Below are 15561 nucleotides of genomic sequence, written 5' to 3'. Positions count from 1 at the left end.
CTCAGAAAAAAAGAACGGCAACGACGGTGCATAGTGTCCTCACAAACAACACAGACGCATTAGCCCTACCCCATGGCATCAGTTGGGGCAAAAAATCGATAGATTTTTGTAAATGTTTTTACCCTGATTTAGGTAGAACATTTATGGCTCTAAATAATCAGACTAGCACTCTGTGTTATATTCCCAAAATCAATTTATTCGATCTCTTTGATAATGCAGAGCTATAGGTGAAGCCGATTGACACCTACGGGGTTTCCTGAGCCACCAAGGGAAAGAGGCGCACAGGGGCTAGGGCTTGCAGTTGTTGACCGAGGCGAAAGGCTTGGGGTTCGTAAAGTGCGAGGGTCAGTGTCGCAGGCAGGTGCTGGATAAAGGTGCGCGATCGCGGCAGGGGCAGACCCGTGATCTTGGTGATCAGATTGCCAATTTCTAGGGCGGCTTCCGCATTGCGAGGATGACCAACCCAAAGCCGCCAGAGACGGCGGGGCGCCATTTTGCCCTGTTCAATGCGCCGTAGGCCATCAATTGTCGCTAAAACAATCAGGCGATCGCCCACGGTTAATTGCAATGTCTCACTGGGCAAGAACTGATGACTGGTCTCACCGCCGAGAAACTGCTCATGGCGATTGTAGAAAATAGGGATGACGGCGTAACCATAGGCCACTTCGCCAATCAACTTGCCCTCAAGAGTGTCGCCTGCGGTAACGGTGTAGTCGGCAATGAGCACCGTCTGTTGATCAATCTGAAAGAGGCCGAGCATCGTCTCACCAAATGCCGCACCGGCAAAGGCTTCCGCTGCAAGGGCATAGGCACAGAGGGGACGAGCACGGGGGAGCAGCTCTCGCAGGTCGTTCGTGAGGGTGGGATCATAGATGCCGATGACTAGACCAATGGGGGACTCCCGCTGCTCTGTGGCTTGGCGAGCAATTAGCGCTACCTCTAAGTTCAACATTTCATCAGCAGTGGTGAGAACCACACTTTTGGCAGTGTCTAAATGGGCTTGAAGAAGCTTTTCCGGAATGTTGCCAAAGAGCATTGGCAGATCTTCAAACAGCTGGGTTTGCTCTGGGTCGTCCACTAGGATCACCAAGGGCTGACGAAAAGAGCGCAGGATCTGCACCACCTGCTGACCGATGCGATCTAAGCCCACAACAATCACATGATCCGCCGTAGGCAAGGGCGGCCGTTTCCTGAGGAAGTCAAACCGCGCTTGCAGGAGTTTTTCGGCCAACAGTCCCAAGACACCGACAATAAAGAGGAGGCTGACGATCGCCACCAGAATACAGACCACGAGCAGCCAAGGGGGCACGGGATCATTTTCTAGCCCACCAAAGACATCGCCAAAGCCCCCCAATAGGAGAATAAACCCAGCAGCAAAGGCCTTTTGCCACGTGAGGTCGGGGACGTTGTAGCGCAACAGGAGAGCCGTCAGCAGCCACAGACCACTGCCAATCCAGAGGCCGTTGAAAATTAACTCACGGGAGCGATCGCGATGGATCCACTGCCAGAATTGTTCTGCCTGCTCAGGTAGTTGGCGCATCTGCTGAATAAGGCGCTGGATGGGATTGGGGTCAGGGATGGGCAGGGATTTCACCACTTCCACCCGTTCAATCCAAATGGGGCGATCGCCCACCTCAAACAGCAAATCTGGTGGCCAATGGTTAAAGAGGCGGTGGGGGCGAGTGGGCTGGAAGATTGAGGATTGGGAATGGCAGGCGCGCACACTAATCAGGCGTTGGTGACGGCGCTGCCAGCGGTGGACAGGCGTACCCACTAGGGGACTATCGGTGGTAATCGTTTGTTGCAGCACTCGAAACTGCTGCCCCTCAATCGTAAACGCAGCAAGAATATTTTCCTCAAGGGCCGCAAGGGCAAAGGCAGGTGCTGGCAGTTCCGTAGGATTTAGAGCGACGAAGCTCCCCAATTTTTTCTCTAGAAGCGCATTGAGATTATCGCGACTGGAGCGCACCACAAGGTGAACCTCAGGATTTAAGCGGCGAGCAACGATGGCTGTGGCAATATTGGTGGCCTCATCACTGGTGACTGCGAGTAGGGTGCGGCAGCGATCAATTCCAGCAGCTCTAAGAACGGCTTCCTGACGACAATCACCCACAATCACTGGTTCAGTGAGTAACTCTGTCAAGTGGGGAATTTCCCACTCAATGTTGGCACGCCGCTCAATGGCACAAATCTCTAAGGTCAGGTGCTCACCGGCAAAGCGCCGCAGACTTTGAATGCAAAACTGCCCCAAACTGCCTAGTCCACAGATAATAAAGCGATCGCCCGCCGTTGTCTCTCCTTCTCCCATCTGAGCCGCTTCTGACATGGCTGAGGCAACAGACCAGGATTTCCACCAATAGGGAAACGGTTGATGGGGTTCTGCTGCAAACAGGAGCAGGGTGCCCCGCTGCCACTGCTGCCAAAAGGTCTTACCCCATGTGGCTAACTGATTCAGATCAATGCTTGTCGCTTCAATCCAGATGCCAAGGTGGCGATCGCCAACATCAATGAACCACTTTGCCCTGCTGCCCAATAGTTGATGCAGTTGGCGGTCAATGATGTTCTGAAGGCTGGCCATACCCTCCTAGCCAAAATGGGACAGCAGTTCCTGTTGATCCAACTGACGACCAATCACCACTAGACGGGTGCGACGTGACTCTGTCGCTTGCCACGGGCGATCGTAAAACGAGTCTAACCGTTGACCGACCCCTTGCACCACCAAACGCATGGGTTTGCCCTCAATCGCCGCAAATCCCTTAATGCGGTAAATGTCAGGTACTTGCAGCAAGCGCTCGAGGGATTGACGTAGGCGTTGCAGATCCCAAGCCCCCAGCTCTAAACAAACTGCTTGAATCTCGGCATCGTGATCGTGATCCTCTTCAAAATCATGGTGACTCGGCCGCTGTCCCAAGTCCTCCTCCACCGCCGCATTAAACCCCAGCAGCAGATCTGCCGCAACCTGTCCATGATGCGCCGCAAGCAGCTTAATCCGCGAGGGCAGTTGGCAGCGGAGTTCCCTGAGGAGTTGCTCGACGCGCTCAGGCGCCAGTTGATCCGCCTTGCTGAGGATGACCAAATCGGCACAGGCCAATTGATCGTTAAAGAGTTCCTCAAGGGGCGTGTCCTCATGCTCCAAGCTAGGATCGGCGGCCTTTTGGGCAAAGAGCGCCTCGAGATCAGCACTCACTTGACCCGCTGCTAAGGCAACACCGTCCACCACTGTCACCACGCCATCCACGGTGGCAGCATGGCGCACCTGCGGCCAACGAAAGGCCATCACAAGCGGCTTGGGCAAGGCCAGTCCTGACGTTTCAATGACGATGTGATCAATCTCCTGGCGTCGTGCCAAGAGGGTTTGCATCGTTGGCAAAAATTCATCCTGCACAGTACAACAGAGGCAACCATTGGTGAGTTCCCAGATGCCCGCTGTGCGATCGCAACAGGCCTGCAAGAGTTCGCCATCAATGCCCACATCGCCAAATTCATTCACAATCACGGCAATGCGCCTGCCCGCTGCATTCTGGAGCAACTGCCGAATCAGGGTCGTTTTACCGCTCCCTAGAAAACCCGTGATAATCGTGACTGGAATTTTTGCACTCATTAAAATGCCTCAATGTTGGGAAAGTCTTTGAGTTGATGGGCGGCTTCGCCACAGGTGCGGGGTGTGGGAAACACCTTTTCGGGGTTGGCAAGGCGTTTGGGATCAAAGGCTGAGCGCACTTGCTGCATTGTCTCTAAATCGGCTGGGCTAAACATCTCACTCATGAAACAAGCCTTATCGCTGCCAATGCCATGTTCCCCAGAAATGCTTCCCCCCAAGCGCACACAGAGCTTGAGAATTTCACCGCCCAAGGCTTCCACCTCTGCAAGAGCACCCGGTACAGCCTGATCGTAGAGAATCAAGGGATGCAGATTGCCATCGCCAGCGTGGAAGACATTGGCAATGCGATAGCCACTACGTTGGCTCAGTTGTTCGATTTCTTTTAGGACGGTGGCCAGTTGACTGCGGGGAATCACCCCATCTTGGACAAAATAATTAGGACTGAGGCGACCGGCAGCAGCAAAGGCAGCTTTGCGACCCTTCCAAAGGCGGAGGCGATCTTCAGCCTCTGTGGCAACCGTTACGTGGCGTGACCCCTGTTCATAGCAAATGCGCGTGACCCGCTCCTGCAAAATGGGCACTTCTGCCTCAAGGCCATCCACTTCCACAAGCAAGACCGCACCGGCATCGCGGGGGTAGCAATTGGTGGCCACCACATCCTCGACGGCATTGATACTCAGGTTGTCCATAATTTCCATGCCAGCGGGAATGATCCCTGCCCGAATAATGGCGGAAACGGTTTCCCCTGCTGCTTCAATTGTGGTGAAGTCGGCCAAGAGAACGGCGATCGCCTCCGCCTGTTTGAGAATGCGCAGCCGAATTTCTGTAGCAATCCCCAGTGTCCCTTCGGAGCCAACAAAGACCCCCATGAGATCGTAGCCGGGCATTTCTGGAGCAGCACCGCCCAGTTCAACAATCTCGCCATTGGGCAAGACCACCGTGAGTCCCAGCACATGGTTCGTGGTCACCCCATACTTCAGGCAGTGAACGCCCCCGGAATTTTCAGCGACGTTGCCGCCAATAGAGCAAATGATTTGACTCGATGGATCAGGGGCATAGTAAAAGCCTTGATCAGCAACCGCTTGAGTCACCCAAGCATTGATCACCCCCGGCTGCACCACCACCTGCTGGTTGGCCAGATCAATCTCTAGAATTTGGTTCATACGGGACGTGACGATGAGGATGCCCTCGCGGTGGGGTAATGCCCCTCCCGATAAGCCAGTGCCAGAGCCACGGGCAACAAAGGGAATCCTGTAGCGATCGCACAGCTTGAGAATCGCTGAGACCTGTGCAGTGGTTTGGGGGAGCACAACCAGCTTTGGCCGCTGCCGATACATAGATAGGCCATCGCACTCATACACAAGGGCTTCCGCTGCATCACTGATGACGCTACCCTTGCCGACAATGGCTGTTAGCTCCTCCGTTACCCGCTGCCAAGGGGTCAGTTGCTGTAGTGTGGACATCCCCCGTGCTCTGAACCCGCCTTCTCCTATCGTAAATGGGTCTGTTGCCTCAGGAATGGGGTTAGGGGGCATTTGACATTTATTTACTAGATAGTTATAAAATTATATTTAGATTGACTAGGCTAAAGTCGTCACCGTTCTAAGTCTGAACGAGTCCCCTCACACTATACCCGATAATAAGGAGTCCACTATGCTGTTTCGCCAACTCTTTGACTACGACACTTGGACCTATTCCTACCTGATTGCCGATGAAGCTACGGGTGAGGCCGCCTTGGTGGATAGTGTGCTGGAACAGGTGGATCGCGATGTGCAGTTAATTGAGCAATTGGGGTTGAAATTGCGCTACTGCTTAGAAACCCATGTCCACGCTGACCACATTACCGGGGCAGGCAAAGTCCGCGAACGCACCGGCTGCAAAACCCTAGTCCCTGAAAATGCCCATGTGGATTGTGCCGATGGCTATATTAAAGACGGTGAAGTCATTCACGTCGGCAGCATTCCGATTCAGGCGATCGCCACCTTGGGTCACACCGATAGCCACATGGCTTTCTTGGTGAATGGTACTCACCTATTGACGGGCGATTCCCTCTTTATCCGTGGCTGTGGGCGCACTGACTTCCAAAGTGGCGATGCGGGTGCCATGTACGATGCGGTAACGCAGCGGCTCTTTACGCTTCCAGACACCACATTGGTCTATCCCGGCCATGACTATCGCGGTCACACCGTTTCCACCATTGGTGAGGAAAAACGCTTTAATCCTCGCTTTGTGGGTCGCGATCGCCAGCAGTTCATTGAGTTTATGGCCAATCTCAAGCTACCTGATCCCAAGAAAATCATGGAAGCGGTACCCGCGAATCAGCAGTGTGGAATGGTTGCCGCTGCCGTCTAGTCCTCTGATTCCTAATCACCCCTGTCTCCTGAGTCAACCCTGAGTAACCACTTGAGAACCAACGACTATGACCACAACAACGACTGAGTCTCCCCTCATTTCTGCGGCTGAACTGCACGATGCCCTGCAACGGCAACCGGTGCTGCTCATTGATGTGCGTGAACCCAATGAATATAACAGTGCCCATATTCCTGGCGCATTGCTCTGCCCCTTGGCCAATGTGGGTGAACTAGACCCCCTCTGTAGTTCTGATACGCCGGTGGTGCTCTACTGTGAATCGGGCCGGCGATCGCGCATGGCCTACGAAACCCTTGCCAGTCGGGGCTTCAAAAACCTGAAAAACCTTGAAGGTGGCATTCAACGCTGGAAACAGGGGGGCTATCCGATCACGGGTGCAGTTAGTGCGCCCATTAGCCTGATGCGGCAGGTGCAAATTGTGGCGGGTAGCCTGATTCTCACGGGAGTGATCTTGGGCTTTACTATCAATCCGGGATTCTTCTTCCTGTCGGGCCTTGTTGGTGCTGGTTTGGTCTTTGCCGGTGTTACCGGTACCTGTGCCCTAGCACGGGTGTTGGCACTGCTGCCCTTCAATCGCCCCCAGGTGAAATAACAGCCCTTTTCTGAAACATGAAGATACAAAAAGATGAGATCTTCTCCTACCCTAGCTTTCAAAGTGTTGAGCGTGTTCAATCTTAGTGAAAAGGGCTGTAACCCATGCTGAGCTACTGGATAGGGCATGGTCTGGCGATCGCCATCGGCTTGAGTCTGGGTCTATTGGGGGGTGGTGGTTCTGTCCTTGCCCTGCCAGTACTGGTCTATGTCATGGGCATTGAAACCAAGGTCGCGATCCCGATGACACTGGTGATTGTCGGCAGCGTCAGTTTACTGGCAGTGATTCCCCAGTGGCGGCGCGGCTATGTCAATTTGCGTCTAGCACTGATTTTTGGCTCTGCAACCATGATTGGTGCCTATCTCGGGGCGCGACTAGCAGCCTTGCCCTGGATTACCGATACTGTGCAACTCTTACTCTTTGCCGTTGCCATGATGGTGGCGGCTATTTTAATGATTCGGCGGCAACAGCATCCCCCTACCCCTGAACTCACCCCGCCAGAAAGTTCCCTTGAAAGCCAGCTTTATGCTCCACCGGTATGTAAATACTGTTGGCTGTGGCTGCCCACAGAAGGCATTGGTGTGGGTATTCTAACGGGGTTGGTGGGAGTTGGCGGGGGCTTTGCCATTGTGCCTGCCCTTGTTCTCTTGGGCAAAATTCCGATGCGGCAGGCGATCGGTACCTCACTGCTGATTATCATGGCTAATTCCGTGGCTGCGGTTTGGGGCTATCTGGGCACGGTTAGTTTGGATCCACGCTTAACCCTGACGCTAACCTTAGCCGCCGCTAGTGGCTCTGTGGTGGGTAGCTACCTCAGTCACCGTATTTCTGCAAAGCGGCTTCAGCAGGGCTTTGGTTACTTCTTAATTGGCATTGCGGCCTTTGTGATCCTGAAAACCCTACTGGCTCCCCCCCAGCGCAGCAAAAGCTCGTCTGTACCACCGACGCACGACCTGCCTGCATCCGTTCCGGCAAGACAAAGCCGCACTTAAGGCTCCGTTTCAAGAACCTCTGAAGCACTCTGCTGTTGCCCAATTTGATTAAGCAGCGAAAGAACGCGACTGCCCCGTTCCAGCGATCGATCTTCAACAAATACGACCTCCGGTGTCCGCCGTAGGCGAATGCGCTGCCCCAATTCCCGTCGCACAAAGCCTGAAGCCGCCTTCAATCCGGCCATGGTTGAGCGCCGTACCTCATCCGTGCTGTAGATGCTGACGAAAATCTTGGCGTGCTGCAAATCACCCGACACTTCCACATCGGTGACACTGACCATGCCCGCCCCTACGCGCTCATCGCGGATTTCATACATTAACAACTGGCTCACTTCCCGTTTAATTAATTCTGCTACCCGTGCCACCCGTCGTTCGGTTGCCATGGCGGGCCTCCTTTTCTAGGCAAAGACTGTCTTTCACCTCTCCTATCTTACCAACGACCCTCGCCTTGTTCGTAGCGATCGCCAGAGAACCATTCGCCTCTAAAAACTCCTGTAGCAGCAATAGCTGGCAGGACTGTTACAATACTTAACATTTCTCACTAGGAGTCTATTTGGATTCAGTCCGCAATTTCCTAATCGATTGCTCAGTTGCGGGCACCGCTCAAAAATGAGAAACCTGAGAAGCGAGGCAACAATCACCTTGATATTTCGTAAGAATTCCGCTATCACGTTAATATAGTTCTCCCGCAGCAAATGCTGATGGGAAGCTGAGCCTACCCTTGATAAACGCCAACAGCAATTAGGTAAAACCACCTATTAGCTCAAGCGGAAACAGGGGATGGGTTTATTAATTTATGAAGCCAAATTAACAGGAGGCTGGAGCGATCGCTCCTAAGTTTTAGAGAGCTGATCACACCCTACCAGCAACTGTAAGGTTCTAAATCTGGCATCTATATCTGCAAGAGGATTTAATCCATGACAATCGCGATTGGACGAGCGCCAGCAGAACGGGGATGGTTTGACATCCTTGACGACTGGCTCAAACGTGACAGATTTGTCTTTGTCGGCTGGTCAGGCATCCTGCTTTTCCCCTGCGCCTACCTTGCCCTCGGTGGCTGGCTGACCGGTACCACCTTTGTTACCTCTTGGTACACCCACGGCCTTGCTTCCAGCTACCTCGAAGGCTGCAACTTCCTCACCGTTGCCGTTTCCACCCCGGCCAACAGCATGGGGCACTCCCTCCTTCTCCTCTGGGGGCCCGAAGCCCAAGGGGACTTCACCCGCTGGTGCCAACTGGGGGGTCTGTGGACCTTTATCGCCCTCCACGGCGCCTTTGGCCTCATTGGCTTCATGCTGCGGCAGTTTGAAATTGCTCGCTTGGTGGGCATCCGTCCCTACAACGCCATTGCCTTCAGTGCCCCCATTGCTGTCTTTGTCAGCGTCTTCTTGATTTACCCCTTGGGGCAATCCAGTTGGTTCTTTGCCCCCAGCTTTGGCGTGGCCGCCATCTTCCGCTTCCTCCTGTTCTTCCAAGGGTTCCACAACTGGACCTTGAATCCCTTTCACATGATGGGGGTGGCCGGTGTGCTCGGTGGTGCCCTGTTGTGTGCCATCCATGGTGCCACCGTGGAAAACACCCTCTTCCAAGATGGGGAATCGGCGAGCACCTTCCGTGCCTTTAGTCCCACCCAATCGGAAGAGACCTACTCGATGGTGACGGCGAACCGGTTTTGGAGCCAAATTTTTGGGATTGCCTTCTCGAACAAGCGCTGGTTGCACTTTTTCATGTTGTTTGTGCCCGTGACGGGGCTGTGGATGAGTGCGATTGGCATCGTGGGTCTGGCGTTGAACCTGCGGTCCTATGACTTTATTTCGCAGGAGATTCGAGCAGCGGAAGACCCTGAGTTTGAGACGTTCTACACGAAGAACCTGCTCTTGAACGAGGGCATTCGCGCTTGGATGGCGCCCCAAGACCAACCCCATGAAAACTTTGTCTTCCCAGAAGAGGTACTCCCCCGTGGTAACGCTCTCTAGTAACTCGATTTTTGCCACCAACCGCGACCAAGAATCCTCCGGTTTCGCGTGGTGGGCCGGTAACGCTCGTCTGATTAATCTCTCCGGCAAACTTTTGGGTGCTCACGTCGCCCACGCTGGTCTGATCGTCTTCTGGGCCGGTGCTATGACCCTGTTCGAGTTGGCTCACTTTATTCCAGAGAAGCCAATGTACGAGCAAGGGCTGATTCTCATTCCCCACATTGCCACCCTTGGCTGGGGTGTTGGCCCAGGTGGTGAAGTCGTGGACACCTTCCCCTTCTTTGTCGTAGGGGTGGTGCACCTGATTTCCTCTGCCGTTCTCGGCTTTGGTGGCGTTTACCATGCCATTCGTGGCCCTGAAACCCTTGAGGAATACTCCTCCTTCTTTGGCTACGACTGGAAAGATAAAAACAAAATGACGACGATCCTCGGTTTCCACCTGATCGTCCTCGGTATTGGCGCTCTACTGCTGGTGGCCAAAGCCATGTTCTTTGGTGGCCTCTATGACACTTGGGCACCGGGTGGTGGTGATGTCCGCGTCATTACCAACCCCACCCTTGACCCAACGGTGATCTTTGGCTACCTGCTGAAGTCTCCCTTTGGTGGTGAGGGCTGGATTGTCAGTGTCAACAACCTTGAGGATGTGGTTGGGGGTCACATTTGGATCGGTTTGATCTGCATTGCCGGTGGTATCTGGCACATTCTGACGACCCCCTTCGGTTGGGCACGCCGTGCCTTCATCTGGTCTGGGGAAGCCTATCTCTCCTACAGCTTGGGCGCCCTGTCCATGATGGGCTTTATTGCCACCTGCTTTGTCTGGTTCAACAACACCGTCTATCCCAGTGAATTCTATGGCCCCACCGGCCCAGAGGCCTCTCAGGCTCAAGCGATGACCTTCTTGATCCGTGACCAAAAATTGGGTGCCAATGTCGGTTCGGCTCAAGGCCCCACGGGTCTAGGTAAATACCTGATGCGCTCTCCCACAGGGGAAATCATCTTCGGTGGTGAAACCATGCGCTTCTGGGATTTCCGTGGCCCTTGGTTGGAGCCGCTGCGGGGTCCCAATGGTCTTGATCTGAACAAGATCAAAAACGATATTCAGCCTTGGCAAGAACGTCGTGCTGCTGAGTACATGACCCATGCTCCTCTGGGTTCTCTGAACTCCGTGGGTGGTGTGGCCACTGAAATCAACTCAGTGAACTTCGTGTCACCGCGTTCTTGGCTGGCAACGTCCCACTTTGTCTTGGCCTTCTTCTTCCTAGTGGGTCACCTATGGCATGCGGGTCGTGCCCGTGCTGCTGCTGCTGGCTTTGAGAAGGGGATTGACCGCGAGTCTGAACCCGTACTCTCGATGCCCAGCCTTGATTAGGGTCACTGACTCAATCTAACTAAACTCAATACTCCTTGGCTCCCATCTACGGATGGGGGTCTTTTTTTTTAGCAAGACTCAATCTCCGAGTATTTTTAACAGTTGCTCAGCAATGCGATCGCTGGCTCCGGACTCCCCCATACGTTCCTTACCATTGGCAGCAATTCGTGCAAGTAAAGTAGTATCCGCCCAAATCTGCCAAACGGTAGGGATGGCCTCTTGAGGATCATCCAGTAGGAAAATCGAGTTTCCAAGGAGGCGTTTTTGACGACGGGCAAAGTCACGGGTAAATTGAGGCCCTTCACCGGCAAATGTAATGACTGGCTTCCCCAAACCAACACACTGCTCTGTAGCTGTTCCCGCAAGGGCGATGCCTCCTTCTGCCCAATGCAAAAATTCACGAAAGTGGTGTGAACTTAAAATCAGTTGTTGCTGACCCAACTGCCATGCCGTGCTCTGGGGTAATGGACTGGTGATGGGTTGCCAGCCCTCAAGGCTTTGCTCAAGAATCTGTAAATCAAGGCTCGGACTGACAGCTGCAAGAAAGATCAGCGGCTGATCGTGATAAGGCGTCAGTGCCCGTAGAATCTGTTGCCAATTGCGGTAGGCCTCAGGAGCACGAGACCCCGGCAACAGCACAATGGTTTTATTCGCAAACGGAGAAGGCGCTGGGGGTGGCATTACTAAGTCCATCATGGGATTGCCACAGTAGTGAACCGTGTAGCCCAATTGCCGCAACCCTTTGGCGGTTAACTCATCGCGGACAAAAATGCCTCGGCAGCGGGGCGATCGCCACAACCATCGCTCCCAAGGGAGATAGTCACTACCTGACCAGCCCATCCCCCAGCCATAGGGACGCCCCGTCCTATCGTAGAGGTAATAGTCAGACTTGGCAGTCCCCACAAAACTGTAGGTGCCGCCGCTACTATAGGCTAGCAATAAGGGCACAATATCTCCCACCGCCAACAGATGTCCTCCCAATTGCTGCCAAGCGTGGATGGCGCGAATCTGTGATCCTAGGAGTCCCAACAAACCCGCCTTGAGATCTCGCCATAAATGCCGCAACTCCATATAGATAAACCCACCGGAGGGCAGTGCTTTTCCCGGTTGCAATAGGGGAATGCCGAGGCGAGTATAGGCAGATCCTAAGCCCACTAGGGGCAGCGCCATTAGGTCTAAATCTGGACAACGGTGCCTCAGGGCTTGCGAAATCACGCTGGCGATCGCGTCCTCACCATGGCCATTACTCAAGCAAAGAAGTCGCTTCATGCCTGCATTAACTCAAGCGTTGCGGTAAATCGTGACCAATCATCTTCCTGAGTAATGGCCTGCCAAATGTATTCGATCTGGGGACGAGTGAGGATGACAAGGGGATTGGCTGCCTGTAGGGTTTGGGGAATTGCCGCCCGCTGGGGTGGGTTGGCTCGCTGAAGTAGCTCGAAATAGGTTCTTTTCCAAGTCTCTAGCAATTTCTGATCCGTTGGCGTGAGGGTTGAGCTGTCACAAAAGATATGACTTGGATCTGCAGCCCACTCAGGGGCGAATTCCTGTCGCAGACTGACAAAGAATTGCGGATAACTGATCGCACTGCGGCTGAGAAAGGCTTGGGTCTCTGCCACCAAGGAACGGCCAATCTCTAGGGGAAGGCCTGCCCAACCAAGGCGTTTGAGCATCAGTTTCAAGTAGGTGGTTTGACAGCGATCGCCAAAAGTTTTTAGGGCAGCTTGCATCTCCTCAAGGGGCATTACCGAAGACAGGGGAATTTGGAGTTTCTCCAGATTCCAAGCACAAATTGCCGGTTGATTGCCATAGGCGTAGCGACCGTAGTAGTCAAAATAGGCGGCGGTAAACCCTAAATCATACCGTTCCAAAAAGACATAGGGACCATAGTCAAAGCTCTCGCCTGTAATGGCCATATTATCGGTGTTCAAAACCCCATGACAAAACCCTGCCACCAACCACTGCGCCGCCAGATCCGCTGTGCGTGCCACTAATTCGCGATAAAAGGCACAATCCCGTTCCTTGGTGTCTGGAATCTGTAGCAAATGGGGATAGTAGTAGTAAATGACGTAATCCAGCAAGCGGCGAATCAAATCCGGTCGCCGTAGATAGTGGAGCCGCTCAAAGGTACCAAAGCGAATAAGGGAACGGCCAAGGCGCACCAAGACACTGGATCGCGTCGGCGATGGTTCATCCCCCCGCCAGAGGGACTCCCCGGTTTCCACTAAACTGAGACTGCGAAATGTGCATACTCCCAAGCGATGAAGTAGTTCACTGGCCAAGACCTCACGAACCCCCCCTTTGAGCGTGAGGCGACCGTCTCCTCCCCGTGAGTAGGGAGTGGTTCCGGAGCCTTTCGTGCCCAAGTCATAAAGCTGACCATCGACACCGCGAAACTGGCCATAGAGAAACCCCCGACCATCCCCCAAGTGGGGGTTGTATTCGCCAAATTGGTAGCCATGGTAGCGCATTGCCAAAAAGGGTTCCCGTCCCTGAAACTGACCAAACGCGGCAATAAAATCGGCATCGGTTACGTTGGCAGGATCCAGTCCCATTAAGGGTAAAAGAGTATCATTGCGAAAGCGAAGAATGTGCTGCGGAAATGTTGGGGCTTGTACCTCATCCCAGTAGTCTTCCCCCAGGGAGAGAAAGGCAGGTTCGTACTCAAGGGTTTGAAAACAATGTTGAGACATCTAGTGCTCAGCTATTGCTGTGTTCTGGCAGTTTCTCGTTTCGATTTTTTGGGATTTGGGGGATCTATCAGCGTGCGTAAATGGGCTTGGATTTGCTGATGCCGTTCGACCCCCTCAAAGGCAAAGGGATTGTACCCGCGATCGCGGAGGAGGCCACGAATATAGCGAATGCGCTCATTGGTCGGCGGGTGGGTGGCAAACCACGGCAGCGGTGGCTCCTGATTACGGTATTCCTGCTTGAGAGTGTGCATCAAGTTAAGCAAACCATCAGCGGCATAACCCGCTCTTGCGAGAATCCGTGTGCCCAAAATATCTGCCTCCCGTTCCATTTCCCGACTGTAGCTGGTTACGAGAAGACCTGTTACGTAGCCGCCGGCAGGTAATAACCGCGTCAAGTTGGCAGTAGCAGTCCCCTGTGTCATCAGCCGAAAACCATGGGAGAGCACTGCGTGGGCAATTTCGTGGGCAAGCAAGCCTGCCAGTTCTGCTTCAGTATTGGCTTTGAGAATGGCGCCGGCGTTGATAAAAATCTTGCCGCCCGGCAGGGCAAAGGCATTGAGATCATTGTCTTTGATCACGAAAAACTCATACTCAAACTCATTGCGACCGGCCACTTTGGCTAAGCGTTGCCCCACCTCATTGACATACGCTTGTACTTCCGCATCCTCAAGGAGCTTGACTTGACGACTAATCTGCCGCGCTGCTGAACGGCCTAGGGCAGACTCCCCCTGCATCATCAAGGCCATCATTTGAATCGAGTCCAAAGACAGTAAGGGATTGCCCGTGAGTGCCACACCTACTAATCCAGTGAGGGCGCCGACAATCATGCCTTCGCGCAGTTGCCCTTGAAGGCGACGCCGGAACCGTTGCATGCGCTCTGCGGCCAGTTGCTGAAATTCGGGTGTGGCGGGATGGTCGGGATTGAGGAGGGCAAAACGTTGGGCGGCAAGGGCTGCTTCTAGCCACTGTTGCTGGCGATCGTAGAGGGTGATCAGGCTGCGTTGAATGTCCGGCTGGTCAGGGTAGAGACTGGCGGTTTTCTCTAGATGGGCATAGGCCTCTTTGAGAGAACCCTGCTGCGCTAGAAACTCAGCGAAGCGCACTTGGCCGGGGATAAACTCTGGGAATTGCTCCACCAAAAGCCGCAGCGGCACTGCTTGGGCACTGTAGAGTTGGGAACCCCCTTGAACTTCTCGCCAATAGACTTGGGCAGCGGGGGGCAATTGACTAATTTCCAGGACAGCGGGGGGTGTGACACGGGGGGGTGGCAAATCTAGGTCAGCCTTGGCCTTTTGGTAATAGGTTTGGGCTGTGACGGTGTCTCCTAATTGCCAGTGGCGATCGCCCTCCCGTAGAAGTGCTAAACGCGCCTCTTGAGCTGCCTGCTCTGCGGTGACTTCGGGGGCTGTTGGAGTTGGCAAAGGTGCGCTAGGAGAATGTTCAGCCGTTGTCAGTGAAGGTTCCTCAGACGTGGCTGTGGCATCGCCCTTGATCTCAGTGCCAGTTGGTAGGGGCAGCGAGGATTGTCCAGGAGGGGACACTTCTGTGGGGGGTTGAGGCGGCGGGGGTACTGGCAATAGATCGACAGCAGAGCCTTCAGATTGCGGTAGGCGAGCTTGAGCAAAAGCATCTTCTTTGATCAGAGCAATCAGCTCATCATCTGTCAGACCCCTTGGGGAGGGTGATATCTCTGCTGCCTTTGCTGGCTCAAAACCCACACTTAAAAGAAAAGCAATGCCCAGCGACCAACAGCAGAACCCGTACTTCACCATGACACTGTCCTCAAGCCACGTGATTGTTTATAGTCTATTAACTGGCAACAGGTGCAGCCTTTTCCAACTGGGTTGAACACACTCAAAACTGTGAAAGCCGCTATAGGAGAAGCTCATATCCCCTTGATATACCCCATATTTTAGACAAGGGCTGTACAACTAAGTAATTATTAAATACAACTGGCTAATCATTAAA

At 53.8% G+C, this 15561-nt stretch carries 12 protein-coding genes; 5 read left to right on the top strand and 7 right to left on the bottom strand.

Annotated elements, in window-relative coordinates; genetic code table 11:
• Window positions 1–244: 244 nt before the first annotated feature.
• Genes NBE99_RS04045 through NBE99_RS04035 form a run of 3 tightly spaced genes read right to left on the bottom strand, consistent with a single transcriptional unit; the run spans window position 245 to window position 5064 of the window.
• On the bottom strand, window positions 245–2578 hold the full coding sequence (locus tag NBE99_RS04045) for an NAD-binding protein (RefSeq protein ID WP_250683213.1): 2334 nt from the start codon (window positions 2576–2578) through the stop codon (window positions 245–247).
• A gap of 6 nt (window positions 2579–2584) precedes the next feature.
• Entirely contained in the window at window positions 2585–3601 is a 1017-nt protein-coding gene (gene cobW, locus NBE99_RS04040; protein ID WP_250683212.1) for a cobalamin biosynthesis protein CobW, read from the bottom strand.
• The gene (locus NBE99_RS04035) at window positions 3601–5064 is read right to left on the bottom strand and encodes an FAD-linked oxidase C-terminal domain-containing protein (protein WP_250683211.1); all 1464 of its coding nucleotides are present in this window, start codon (window positions 5062–5064) and stop codon (window positions 3601–3603) included. The genes cobW and NBE99_RS04035 overlap by 1 nt, the downstream gene beginning before the upstream one ends.
• A 190-nt stretch (window positions 5065–5254) precedes the next feature.
• Between NBE99_RS04035 and NBE99_RS04030 the strand changes: the two genes are divergently transcribed.
• The 3 genes from NBE99_RS04030 (at window position 5255) to NBE99_RS04020 (ending at window position 7555) form a co-directional block, all read left to right on the top strand.
• Window positions 5255–5953, top strand: a complete 699-nt coding sequence (locus NBE99_RS04030; RefSeq protein ID WP_250683210.1) for an MBL fold metallo-hydrolase — start codon at window positions 5255–5257, stop codon at window positions 5951–5953.
• A 67-nt stretch (window positions 5954–6020) separates the two neighbouring features.
• Window positions 6021–6563, top strand: a complete 543-nt coding sequence (locus tag NBE99_RS04025; protein WP_250683209.1) for a rhodanese-like domain-containing protein — start codon at window positions 6021–6023, stop codon at window positions 6561–6563.
• Between the two features lie 104 nt (window positions 6564–6667).
• On the top strand, window positions 6668–7555 hold the full coding sequence (locus NBE99_RS04020; RefSeq protein WP_250683208.1) for a sulfite exporter TauE/SafE family protein: 888 nt from the start codon (window positions 6668–6670) through the stop codon (window positions 7553–7555).
• Here NBE99_RS04020 and rbfA read toward each other — a convergent pair.
• Window positions 7552–7938 carry a 30S ribosome-binding factor RbfA gene (gene rbfA, locus NBE99_RS04015; RefSeq protein WP_250683207.1) on the bottom strand — a complete coding sequence of 129 codons (387 nt, stop codon included), beginning with the start codon at window positions 7936–7938 and terminating at the stop codon, window positions 7552–7554. The genes NBE99_RS04020 and rbfA overlap by 4 nt on opposite strands.
• Before the next feature lie 534 nt (window positions 7939–8472).
• On the opposite strand from rbfA, the gene psbD reads away from it, so the two are divergent.
• On the top strand, window positions 8473–9531 hold the full coding sequence (psbD, locus tag NBE99_RS04010; RefSeq protein WP_250681593.1) for a photosystem II D2 protein (photosystem q(a) protein): 1059 nt from the start codon (window positions 8473–8475) through the stop codon (window positions 9529–9531).
• On the top strand, window positions 9515–10900 hold the full coding sequence (psbC, locus tag NBE99_RS04005; RefSeq protein WP_190278038.1) for a photosystem II reaction center protein CP43: 1386 nt from the start codon (window positions 9515–9517) through the stop codon (window positions 10898–10900). Before psbD ends, psbC begins: the two co-directional genes overlap by 17 nt.
• A gap of 78 nt (window positions 10901–10978) precedes the next feature.
• On the opposite strand, the gene NBE99_RS04000 is transcribed toward psbC, so the two are convergent.
• The 3 genes from NBE99_RS04000 to NBE99_RS03990 are packed head-to-tail and all read right to left on the bottom strand — an operon-like array spanning window position 10979 to window position 15365.
• Window positions 10979–12169: a lipid-A-disaccharide synthase-related protein gene (locus NBE99_RS04000; RefSeq protein ID WP_250683206.1), complete on the bottom strand. Its 1191-nt coding sequence runs from the start codon at window positions 12167–12169 to the stop codon at window positions 10979–10981.
• The gene (locus NBE99_RS03995; protein WP_250683205.1) at window positions 12166–13593 is read right to left on the bottom strand and encodes a YdiU family protein; all 1428 of its coding nucleotides are present in this window, start codon (window positions 13591–13593) and stop codon (window positions 12166–12168) included. The genes NBE99_RS04000 and NBE99_RS03995 overlap by 4 nt, the downstream gene beginning before the upstream one ends.
• 11 nt (window positions 13594–13604) lie before the next feature.
• Window positions 13605–15365: a M48 family metalloprotease gene (locus NBE99_RS03990; protein ID WP_250683204.1), complete on the bottom strand. Its 1761-nt coding sequence runs from the start codon at window positions 15363–15365 to the stop codon at window positions 13605–13607.
• Between the last annotated feature and the right edge of the window lie 196 nt (window positions 15366–15561).

It is taken from the genome of Thermosynechococcus sp. HN-54, from assembly GCF_023650955.1.
Taxonomy (GTDB): domain Bacteria; phylum Cyanobacteriota; class Cyanobacteriia; order Thermosynechococcales; family Thermosynechococcaceae; genus Thermosynechococcus.
The sequence above is the reverse complement of the archived record's forward strand: the minus strand, read 5'-3'. Positions and strand labels throughout refer to the sequence as shown.

What these genes read in the sequence shown, in the direction of transcription:
- NBE99_RS04045 (WP_250683213.1), bottom strand. Translation starts at nt 2,578, where the DNA reads ATGGCCAGCCTTCAGAACATCATTGACCGCCAACTGCATCAACTATTG.
- cobW (WP_250683212.1), bottom strand. Translation starts at nt 3,601, where the DNA reads ATGAGTGCAAAAATTCCAGTCACGATTATCACGGGTTTTCTAGGGAGC.
- NBE99_RS04035 (WP_250683211.1), bottom strand. Translation starts at nt 5,064, where the DNA reads ATGTCCACACTACAGCAACTGACCCCTTGGCAGCGGGTAACGGAGGAG.
- NBE99_RS04030 (WP_250683210.1), top strand. Translation starts at nt 5,255, where the DNA reads ATGCTGTTTCGCCAACTCTTTGACTACGACACTTGGACCTATTCCTAC.
- NBE99_RS04025 (WP_250683209.1), top strand. Translation starts at nt 6,021, where the DNA reads ATGACCACAACAACGACTGAGTCTCCCCTCATTTCTGCGGCTGAACTG.
- NBE99_RS04020 (WP_250683208.1), top strand. Translation starts at nt 6,668, where the DNA reads ATGCTGAGCTACTGGATAGGGCATGGTCTGGCGATCGCCATCGGCTTG.
- rbfA (WP_250683207.1), bottom strand. Translation starts at nt 7,938, where the DNA reads ATGGCAACCGAACGACGGGTGGCACGGGTAGCAGAATTAATTAAACGG.
- psbD (WP_250681593.1), top strand. Translation starts at nt 8,473, where the DNA reads ATGACAATCGCGATTGGACGAGCGCCAGCAGAACGGGGATGGTTTGAC.
- NBE99_RS04000 (WP_250683206.1), bottom strand. Translation starts at nt 12,169, where the DNA reads ATGAAGCGACTTCTTTGCTTGAGTAATGGCCATGGTGAGGACGCGATC.
- NBE99_RS03995 (WP_250683205.1), bottom strand. Translation starts at nt 13,593, where the DNA reads ATGTCTCAACATTGTTTTCAAACCCTTGAGTACGAACCTGCCTTTCTC.
- NBE99_RS03990 (WP_250683204.1), bottom strand. Translation starts at nt 15,365, where the DNA reads ATGGTGAAGTACGGGTTCTGCTGTTGGTCGCTGGGCATTGCTTTTCTT.